General features: G+C 59.8%; 6 protein-coding genes and 1 pseudogene (1 of these 7 cut by a window edge). All 7 read left to right on the forward strand.

The genetic code is table 11. From position 1 onward, the window contains the following. A pseudogene (locus tag FVQ81_15535) lies at positions 1–377 on the forward strand (DUF92 domain-containing protein); it begins 28 nt to the left of the window's first position. Then, positions 368–1,375: a hypothetical protein gene (locus tag FVQ81_15540; GenBank protein ID MBW7997948.1), complete on the forward strand. Its 1,008-nt coding sequence runs from the start codon at positions 368–370 to the stop codon at positions 1,373–1,375. Before FVQ81_15535 ends, FVQ81_15540 begins: the two are co-directional and overlap by 10 nt. A 103-nt stretch (positions 1,376–1,478) precedes the next feature. Further along, entirely contained in the window at positions 1,479–3,470 is a 1,992-nt protein-coding gene (locus FVQ81_15545) for a hypothetical protein (protein MBW7997949.1), read from the forward strand. Positions 3,471–3,557: 87 nt separating this feature from the next. Continuing rightward, positions 3,558–4,754, forward strand: coding sequence for a radical SAM protein (locus tag FVQ81_15550; protein ID MBW7997950.1), 1,197 nt, complete (start codon positions 3,558–3,560; stop codon positions 4,752–4,754). Positions 4,755–4,947: 193 nt separating this feature from the next. After that, the gene (locus FVQ81_15555) at positions 4,948–5,220 is read left to right on the forward strand and encodes a hypothetical protein (protein ID MBW7997951.1); all 273 of its coding nucleotides are present in this window, start codon (positions 4,948–4,950) and stop codon (positions 5,218–5,220) included. 42 nt (positions 5,221–5,262) lie between these two features. Continuing rightward, positions 5,263–6,048, forward strand: coding sequence for a DNA repair protein RadC (gene radC / locus FVQ81_15560; GenBank protein MBW7997952.1), 786 nt, complete (start codon positions 5,263–5,265; stop codon positions 6,046–6,048). Next, positions 6,035–6,562, forward strand: a complete 528-nt coding sequence (locus tag FVQ81_15565; GenBank protein MBW7997953.1) for a hypothetical protein — start codon at positions 6,035–6,037, stop codon at positions 6,560–6,562. The genes radC and FVQ81_15565 overlap by 14 nt, the downstream gene beginning before the upstream one ends. Positions 6,563–6,617: the final 55 nt, after the last annotated feature.

Genomic DNA, 6,617 nt, shown 5'->3' on the forward strand with positions numbered 1-6,617 from the left:
TCGCCTCGTTCGCCACCGCGGCAGCCGATACCGCCGGCAGCGAGGTCGGTCCGGTCTTCGGCGGGAAGTCAGTCCTGGCATGGAGTTTCCGAAGAGTGCCGCCGGGGACTCCGGGCGCTGTATCGCTTGCAGGCACGGTGGCCGGGGTTGTCGCTGCAGCCGTGGTAGCGCTTGTGGGAATGGCCGTGGGGATGCTGGGGACAGCGGGTCTGGCCGCGGCAGTCGTGCTGGCGGCGGTAACGGCTGCCTGGATCGAAAGCGTGCTGGGCAGCTTGCCGGGAGTTGAAGCCCGGCTGGGCAATGAAGGTTTGAACGTGTTGAATACGGTACTGGGAGCATCACTGTGCATGGCGATGGCCGCAATGAGATGGCAGTAATCAGCGTCCACCCCCCCGCGACCGAATCGGTCTGGGAGGTGATCGGTAAATACTATCGTTTCACCAGGCCGTTCACGCTGCTGCCGCCGCTGCTGGGGATAGTCAGCGGGGCGGTGACCGCCCTGGGGGCCAGCGCGCTGAGGGTCGAGTCGGGTTTTTTCGCCTACCTTGCCTTGCCCGGTAATGCTGTCTACCTGTATTACCTGTCCCTGGGCGCGGGGATGGCAGCCGTACTGAACGCGGCCTCCAACGTGCTCAACCAGATTTTCGATTTCGAGAACGACAGGATCAACAAGCCGGAGCGCATGCTCCCGTCGGGCCGCATTACAGTCGCCGGGGCGGCGGTGTTTTCGGCTGTGTTGTACGCGCTTGCCCTGTGGCTGGCCTGGCTGATCAGCCCCGGCGGCCGTCACGAGTGTTTCTGGCTGGTACTGGCCGCAGCGGTATTCACTTACTTGTACTCGGGATGGCCGTTGCGCACAAAGCGCCACTGGTTCGGGGCCAACCTGACGATTGCGATCCCGCGCGGAGGTCTGCTGAAAGTGGCGGGCTGGAGCTGCGCTGCGCCGATCGCCACCGACGTGGAACCGTGGTATATCGGTTCGATTTTCTTCCTGTTCCTGCTGGGCGCGGCAAGCACCAAGGACTACAGCGATATGGATGGCGACCGCGCCGCCGGCTGTTTCACCATGCCCATCCGGTTCGGAGTCAGGCGCAGCGCCCGGATGATCGCCCCGGCGTTCGTTCTGCCCTGGCTGCTGCTGCCGCTGGGAACGGTGCTGGCCAAACCCGGAGGCGGAGGGCCGGTGCTGACCGGAAATGCCTTACTGCTGAGCCTGCTGGGGATCGTGCTGGCCACCTATGGAGCCTACACCGCCTGGACAATTCTTCGTGATCCGGACAGCCTGGCCACCACCGAAAACCATCCGTCGTGGACCCATATGTATCTGCTGATGATGGCCGCTCAGGCGGGCTTCGTCCTGGCCTATCTATTCTGACGATAGGGTTGCAGGCGGTTGATAAGCCAGTCGGTGTGTCTCAGCGCCGTTACCGGCCTGATACCGGCTGATATTAATCTGGAAAGTGCAGGGTGAGTTCTTGATGTCCGATTTTGATGATTCCGTGAGAGCAGAAACGGAAAAAACCCTGAGTCTGGACGAGCTGCGTTCCCGGCTCAGCGGGATAGGCTATTTGGAAAGTCCGGTGGAACGTCTTTTCTGCATGGTGGGCCGTAGGGGACGTCTCGGAGGGCTAGTGGTAACGGCCCTGTTTTCAGGATTGACTGGACTGGTCCTGGCAGGGTATATCACGGTCGGCAACCTGGTGGCCGGCACGGCAATGAGCGCCGCTCCGGGGGATATGCTGATGCTGATGGCGTATCTGGCCGGAACGTATTCGCTGGTCCTGTTCTCTTTGCTGGCGCTACCAGCGCTGCTCTGGTCGGCCAGGAGCAGAACTTTCTCGGGACGGCTGAAACTGGGCAGTCCTCTGCGGGCGACACTGCTGAGTACGGCTGCCGCGGTGGTGATGTGCGTCTACCTGATGAGCTGGTGGCATTCGGCGCTGCGTTCAAGCCAGAATCTGCTGCCTTTCAGCGTGCTGTCCGGGGCGATGATGGTTGCAGCCGCGCTGGTTTCGATGATTACCGGCCGCCTGCTGAGTTTCATTTACCTGTTGACAGCCGGGGTCGCCAGGCAGCCGGCCAGACGGGGCAACCACGTTGTGAAAACCTACGGGTACGCTTTTGCGGTTGTCGTGCTGATTATTGCGTCCTGGACTGTCGGAGTGTTCCGTCACCACAGCGCGGACCATACCCTGGCCCAGGCGCTGGAAGTCTACCATAAGCCGCCGCTGCCGGTGTTGCTGGTGGGCCTTGACGGTCTGGACCTCCCGACTATCGAGACTCTGAGCGCGCAGGACAGCCTGCCGAACCTGACCCGTCTTATCCGCGAGGGTTTTAGCGCGCCCCTGCACTCGCGCAGCGAGTACCTGGCCCCGCAGGTCTGGACCACGGTCGCCACCGGAGTCAAGCCGGAGATGCACGGGATCGAAGGATTTACCCGGCCGGCGCCGTGGGGCATGAGCCGTGTTGGGCGGATTGTTTCGGGCAGGCCCGGGCTGAATGAATTGTTCGAGTACATGCTGCCGTTCGCGGGGATGATCCGCCGGGTGCCGGTCAACACGGCGTCACGCATGACCCGGACGCTGTGGGAGATCAACGAACTGTTCGGTAACAGCGCCGGGGTGGTCAACTGGTGGGCTACCTGGCCTGCGGACGTTTCGGACGGCTTTACGATCAGCGAGCGGACTTTCCCCAAAATAGCCTACTTCCACCGTCAGCAGGCGATCAATCCCTCGAATTATTATCAGCGCGAAGTTTTCCCGGCGGCCGAGTTCGACTCCCTCGTGGATTTCCGCCAGCGGCTGGCCGGGCCGTTCGAGGAAACTATCAGGAATTTTCCCCGGCTGACCGGTTTTGCCGACAGCAGTGAGTCCGGCCAGGTGGCTGCCCTGGTCCGTTCGGTCAGTTTCGCCGATTATTTCTACTGCATGGCTGCGCTCGAAATCGCAAGCCGCCGTCAGGTGGGCTTCCTGGCAATTTATATCCAGGGAGCTGACGTGCTGGCCCGGCTGGAGGAGCGCGTCGACAATGTGCGGCAGGCGGATATCCCACCGCTGGTGCGTGAATATTACCGCTACGCCGATTATCTGCTGGGACTGCTGCTGGAAAGATACCAGCCAAACGGCCTGGCCGCGGTTATCTGCGAGCCTGGCAAGGAAGGGCGACGGTCCGGAACCCGGGGCCTGGTCCTGTTTCACGGTATGGATACCGGAAGCGGGTCAGGTTCATCTGAACCGGTTATGCTGGAAGATATCGCGCCCACGATCCTGTTTCTCAGCGGTCTGCCCGTATCGCGCAACATGAGCGGCAGGACGGTTGTCGAGGCGGGAGCGCGCGGACCCGGAGGGGCGAGACCTCCGCACTATGTTACGTCGTTCGGACCGCCGCCGCTCAAGCTGGACTTGTCGAGCCGCTACAGCCACGACCGCGAAATGATCCAGCGCCAGCGCTCACTGGATTATGTAAAGTAAGGCGGGCGCGGGTTGCGAAATCGGCTAAACCGTGTTTAATTATTCGGGGTATAACCTGTTGATTTTCCTTACCCAACGGGAATCCCGATGGTTGAAGACGTAGCCAGAAACCCCGGTCTGCTCAAGCTCGACCTCTACTGCAGGGGAATCCGTCTTGACGATTCCTGCCGGCTGGCAGAGGACGGCGGGCGCGAGATCATGCGCACCCGCGCGGGGCTGGGCAGCGGGCTGGAGGTTATCCTGCCCGAGGGGCTCTACACCAATATCCCGGTTGTGGAGGAATTCGCCAAGGACAGCCCCTACGAGCTGCGGCGCGGCAGCGACGGGTACCGGATATTCCGCGACGGCGGTCCGGTGGCCCGGGTAAAACCGGCCCCGCGGCCCGGGTGGTACGGACAGCGGACCGCCAGCGGGAAGAAAATGAGCGCTGTCGGCAGCCTGCAGGGCACCTACCTGGCGATCTATCCGGCCAGGGTCTGCGATTACTGGCTGGAGCAGCCGGAAAAATCCAACTGCAAGTTCTGTTCGGTGGGCTTGAACCTGGGCTGCGATGACGCCGATGAAAAAACGGTGGCCGACGTGCTCGAAACGGTGGGCGCGGCGGTGCGCGAGAACCGGATTACCTATCTGGATTTCAACACGGGCCACTACGAGGGCGACACCTATCTGGATATCCTGGAACCGTTTATCCGGGCGGTGAAGCGGGAGTACGGCCTGCTGATCGGCGTGCAGACTCCGCCGCATCATGACCTGGCCCGCTACAGAGAGCTCAAGAGGATGGGTGTCAACCGGGTCAGCTTCTGTTTCGAGATCTGGGACCCGACGCGCTTCAGGCAGGTCTGCCCGGGCAAGGACCGCCAGTACGGGCTTGAGCGTTACCTGGAGGCGATCGAGTACTGCGCGCGGATTTTTCACACCACCAACGGCGAGATCGTGGCGGGGCTCGAACCGCCGGAAAACTCGATCGAGGCAATCGACTGGATCACCTCGGTGGGCGCGGTGCCGACTGTCTGCGTGTTCCGTCCGCTGAAAGGCACGGACTACGAGAATCTCCCCCCGCCGCGAACCGACGAGCTGGTGCCGGTGTTCCGCAGGATGTACGAAGCCTGCATGGAGCGCGGCCTGATGATCGGGGTGGCGCCGAATGTGAAAGTATCGCTGGTGCTGCTGCCGGAGGAGGGACGTTATTTCGTCGATAATCCGAACAAGTATTTTATGACCAGGGCCAGACACGCCCTGCTGCGCCCGGTTTTCGCCGCGGCGTTGCGGACGAGACTGGTCTGATGAGGCTATTTTTATAAATTGGAGTGCTCTCGAAATTTTCACGTATTTTAACCCGGCCTGTTTGGAACATGAAAAACAACCCCCGCCCCCGATTTATCGGGGCCACCCCTTTTTTTAAGCGTGTCGAATTTCGCAACTGCGAAAAAGATTTAATTTTTCATTCCCCCCGCTAATTGCAAAGAAGGAGAGGCTGATGCTGCGCAATTTCAGAAAAATCGTCCTGTTCGTGTTCCTGCTGCTGGGAGCGATCGCGGGCTACCACTACGTCTACGCCCAGAACTTCCTGGACACCAAGCCGACCATGCAGTTCTCGATTCCGCAGAATTTCGGTCTGCTGGTGACGATCTACCAGCAGGGAGCCAACACCGTGTTCTGGTTCGAGGCCGAGGACGGCACTTTTCGCCGGGTGCTGCTGGATGGCCAGGGGCAGTTCGAGCTGGAAGTCTGGGCGATCACCCGCCAGTAGCGGTTGTACCGTAAACAAGCCTGATCGGCAGGCAGGTTGGCAATGAGTCCAAAGGAAAAGGATTTCGGCGCGGCGGACGGCCACCGCGGGCGGCTGCGCGAGCGGTTCCTGGAGCGGGGACTGGACGCCCTGCGCGATGACGAGATAATCGAGTTGCTGCTGACCCTCGGCACCCCCCGTCGCGACTGCAAGGCCCCGGCGCGCGAACTGCTGGATAAGATGGGCAGCCTGCGGCGGGTGTTCGAGGCGCCGGTGGAGGAGCTGACCCGGATCAAGGGCGTGGGGCCCAGGAACGCGATGACCGTCCGGCTGATCCACGAGGTGGCCCGCAAGTACCTGGAAACCCGCATGGCCGAGAGCACGTTCCTCTCCGGCTCCTCCGACGTCTACGACTACCTGCGCCACAGCATGCGCGACCTGGATGTCGAGGTGTTCAAGGTGATCTACCTCGACGCGCGCCACGCGGTGATGAGTATCGAGGGCCTGTTCACCGGCACGATGACCTACAACGTGATCTACCTGCGCGAGCTGCTGCGCAAGGCGCTCAACTGCAACGCCGCCGCGATCGTGGTGGCCCACAACCACCCCTCCGGCGACCCCAGCCCCAGTCCTGAGGACAAAGCGCTGACGCGGGACATCGTATTCAGCACAAGTCTGATTGATGTAAAACTGGTGGACCACGTGATTGTGGGCGAGGACTGCTTTTACAGTTTCGCCGACAAGGGCCTGATCGAGGTCTACCTGCGGGAGTTCAGACGGAACCCCTCGATGACCTTTTTCAAGGAAGTGGCGGAAAAAGGGGTAACGTGGGGCGATGGAGTACAGTGATGATTCAGATCGCAGCCAGGCAAAAGGTATGCGTTTTCAAGATCGATACGCAAATCCACCAATAGCGAGCAAGGTAAATCTACGCATGGTATTTAAAGCTCTGAGTGTAGTAAATAAGAATAGCATAGTGATTCCGGCGGCTGGAATTTTATTTTTGCTTGTTCTTCCTCTTATAACATTGTTTTTTCCTATCGAACTCCGGGATAGCGTCCACAGAATTTACACGGCACACGTCATTGCGGAACACTTGATCGAAGGAATTGAAGATGCGCCTAGTAAAGTAGAAAGATATTTTGATTTCGTGTACAATAACATATTTCCCGATATGGGCGAATCTCCCATCGACAAAGGTGCTTTAAACACTCTTGTCAGGGGTATTGGCTGGTGCGATCAACAAGCCTTTGTGCTAAACGAACTTTGCTCATATCAGAATATCGAAGCTGGACGGCTGGACCTTCTGACTCGGCATTCAGTATCTTTAATACTAATTGACAGTAGTGTCCGGTTAAACTAAAAACAAAGCGGGCTAAGCCCCATTCTTATTAGATTTGCAGCAGTGAACGACAAAT

It is taken from the genome of Candidatus Glassbacteria bacterium, assembly GCA_019456185.1.
Classification (GTDB): Bacteria; Gemmatimonadota; Glassbacteria; order GWA2-58-10; family GWA2-58-10; genus JAJRTS01.

Coding starts and splice junctions, on each gene's coding strand:
- FVQ81_15565 (MBW7997953.1), top strand. CDS start 6,035: ATGGAGTACAGTGATGATTCAGATCGCAGCCAGGCAAAAGGTATGCGT.
- radC (MBW7997952.1), top strand. CDS start 5,263: ATGAGTCCAAAGGAAAAGGATTTCGGCGCGGCGGACGGCCACCGCGGG.
- FVQ81_15545 (MBW7997949.1), top strand. CDS start 1,479: ATGTCCGATTTTGATGATTCCGTGAGAGCAGAAACGGAAAAAACCCTG.
- FVQ81_15550 (MBW7997950.1), top strand. CDS start 3,558: ATGGTTGAAGACGTAGCCAGAAACCCCGGTCTGCTCAAGCTCGACCTC.
- FVQ81_15555 (MBW7997951.1), top strand. CDS start 4,948: ATGCTGCGCAATTTCAGAAAAATCGTCCTGTTCGTGTTCCTGCTGCTG.
- FVQ81_15540 (MBW7997948.1), top strand. CDS start 368: ATGGCAGTAATCAGCGTCCACCCCCCCGCGACCGAATCGGTCTGGGAG.